This window comes from Rubritalea sp., assembly GCF_039830215.1.
In the GTDB taxonomy this organism is placed as follows: Bacteria; Verrucomicrobiota; Verrucomicrobiia; order Verrucomicrobiales; family Akkermansiaceae; genus Rubritalea.
This window is the reverse complement of the sequence record NZ_JBDOPO010000342.1, coordinates 1-2132: the sequence shown is the minus strand read 5'-3', so window position 1 is coordinate 2132 and position 2132 is coordinate 1. Positions and strand designations below refer to the sequence as shown.

The following is a 2132-nucleotide window of genomic DNA, read 5'->3' as shown; positions in this document are numbered from 1 at the left end:
CGGAGGAAGACGCTTCGGGCATGTATTTTGATGCATTAGGCGTGACGGATAATGCTGGCTACCAGCAGTACGAAATTTCGAACGTAGCCCGGTCGGCGCGGTATTCTCGTCATAACCTCAAGTACTGGCGCTATCAAAACTGGGTCGGGTTTGGCTGCGGTGCCCACTCCATGCTTGATGGTTGCCGATGGAAAAACATATCTGAAATTACGGATTACATTGATACGATTGGGCAACGAGGAACTGTTGCCGAAGGGCATCGGAACCTGAGTGCTGAAGAGCTGATAGGCGAAGCAATATTTATGGGGCTTCGACTGAATGAAGGCATAGATATTCATGAATTTGGCGAGCAATACGATGTAAACTTGCGAACTCGTTTTGGCTCTGATTTAAAGCCCTATATGGATCAGGGGCTCCTAATTGATGAGGATGGGCGATGGCGTTTGAGCCGAAAGGGTATGCTTCTATCAAATGAGGTAATGAGAACTTTCGTCTAGAACGCTGTGTACGGTAAAGTAATCAGCTATTTAGAAAGAAGTTGCCGACCAGGAGGAGAGAAAGATGAGCTCGTTTTTAAACCGACCAATGATTCGCCAGCGGCTCTTGATGGGTAGCGCGCTTGTCGCGACTCTCGCCATTGGCATAGTGCTGGGGATGTTTGTAACTGCCAATACCGTTGAAGCTCAGCCGACGACTGAATTCAGTGGAAGCTCTGCGTTAATGTTTGAATTCGTTAAGCCGGGTGCACGTTCAGATTATGAAGCTGTCATGCAGAAGTTGGGCGAGGCGCTTAATGAAACTGATAGAACGGATCAGGCGAGAGGCTGGAAGGTTTTTCGCGCAAGTGCTGACTTTACGGGGCAGGGTTCTGTGCCGTATGTGTGGGTGATCGATCCGGTCGTTAGTGGAGCGAACTATGCGGCAGCGACGATCATTAATGAGGTTGTGCCGCCAGATGAAATGCAGACGATTTATGAGAGCTATACCAACGCGCTTACGGATGGACAAACTAAGGCGCTGCCCGTACAGCTGGAATTAGTCGCTGATTTTTAATTTAGCTTATTTTTTTCGGGTGACGGTGGGTGTAAGTACGCCGTCACCCGTTTTTTTATTCGAGAGCCGTGCTTGTCCGCGGTGTCTTGCGTATTCCTTCAAGATGAGTCGCGTCTCTCGCGATGCACGTGGGTGTCAGATTCCTCTGGTGTCCGCGGTTTAGTAATGTTCAGATCAAATGTGTGCTGAGGTGAACTGATGTCTCGAATTTGGATATTCGGTGAGTCGCGATGGCAGTTAGCTTGGAGCGGTTGTATCTTGTCGCTCGCAGTGATCTTTGGGTTAGTTGCGGGATTGTCTTTATCGCCCCGGTTGGCGGAGGCCCAGGCATTCAAAACATTAGATGAGCCTGTAGGCATGGTGTTTAACTACATCGAACAAGACAGTGCGGAAGCTTTTGAGCAAGTGATGGCGCGTTTGGGTCAGGTGATGGCTGAAAGTGAGAATCCTGAGCGAGTGCAACAAGCTTCTGGTTGGAAGGTCTATAAAGCGGTAGAGCCAGGGCCAAATAATAATGTTCTCTATGTATGGTTTATTGATCCCACTGTTCCTGAGGCGGATTATTCTGTAGCGCAGATTTTGAACGAAGAAATCCCGAACGAAGTTCAGGGTCTTTACGAAACGTTCAATGGTTCCTTCGGACTTGGACAGATGCCAATCAACCTTGAACTGGTTGTGGACTTCGGCGAAGTCACTCCCTAAAACGATAGACTGAGTCCCGCATAGATTCGTTGAGCACGAGGGTGTAACGCAGAGCCCTTTAGGGAGAAGAGTCTATAGTCGAGTCGTAGGCGAAACGGGCCTGTAAGCGGGACTTTTACTCCTCCCCCGACATTACTTCCTAAACCAGTTGTAAGGCTTTCCACAAGTTGTTCCCGGTAAAGGCCACCGCCTGCAGTAGCGTAAAACTGAAGGCCAGCGAGACTGCTAAATGGTGTTTGAAAAAGGATATTGAACATACTTGTTTTGAGAGAGGGAGCGTTGGTTAGGCGGTCTTCTTGTGTGGAGGCGTACTCAAATTCGAATCCGACAATTAGGAGTGAGAGTCCTAGCGATACGCCAGCGGATGGTCTGTTTGT

The 2132-nt window shown here is 49.0% G+C and carries 3 protein-coding genes and 1 pseudogene; 3 read left to right on the top strand and 1 reads right to left on the bottom strand.

Annotated elements, in window-relative coordinates; translation table 11 throughout:
* The 3 genes and pseudogenes from ABGY95_RS11540 to ABGY95_RS11530 all read left to right on the top strand — a co-directional run.
* Nucleotides 1-497, top strand: a pseudogene (locus ABGY95_RS11540) (coproporphyrinogen III oxidase); the annotation flags it as partial.
* 88 nt (nt 498-585) lie between these two features.
* The gene (locus tag ABGY95_RS11535; RefSeq protein WP_347441834.1) at nt 586-1053 is read left to right on the top strand and encodes a hypothetical protein; all 468 of its coding nucleotides are present in this window, start codon (nt 586-588) and stop codon (nt 1051-1053) included.
* A 198-nt stretch (nt 1054-1251) separates the two neighbouring features.
* Nucleotides 1252-1755: a hypothetical protein gene (locus ABGY95_RS11530; protein ID WP_347441833.1), complete on the top strand. Its 504-nt coding sequence runs from the start codon at nt 1252-1254 to the stop codon at nt 1753-1755.
* Here ABGY95_RS11530 and ABGY95_RS11525 read toward each other — a convergent pair.
* The coding region (locus ABGY95_RS11525) for a hypothetical protein (protein WP_347441832.1) at nt 1752-2132 on the bottom strand (381 nt) is incomplete at its 5' end. The genes ABGY95_RS11530 and ABGY95_RS11525 overlap by 4 nt on opposite strands.

Coding starts and splice junctions, on each gene's coding strand:
- ABGY95_RS11535 (WP_347441834.1), top strand. CDS start 586: ATGATTCGCCAGCGGCTCTTGATGGGTAGCGCGCTTGTCGCGACTCTC.
- ABGY95_RS11530 (WP_347441833.1), top strand. CDS start 1,252: ATGTCTCGAATTTGGATATTCGGTGAGTCGCGATGGCAGTTAGCTTGG.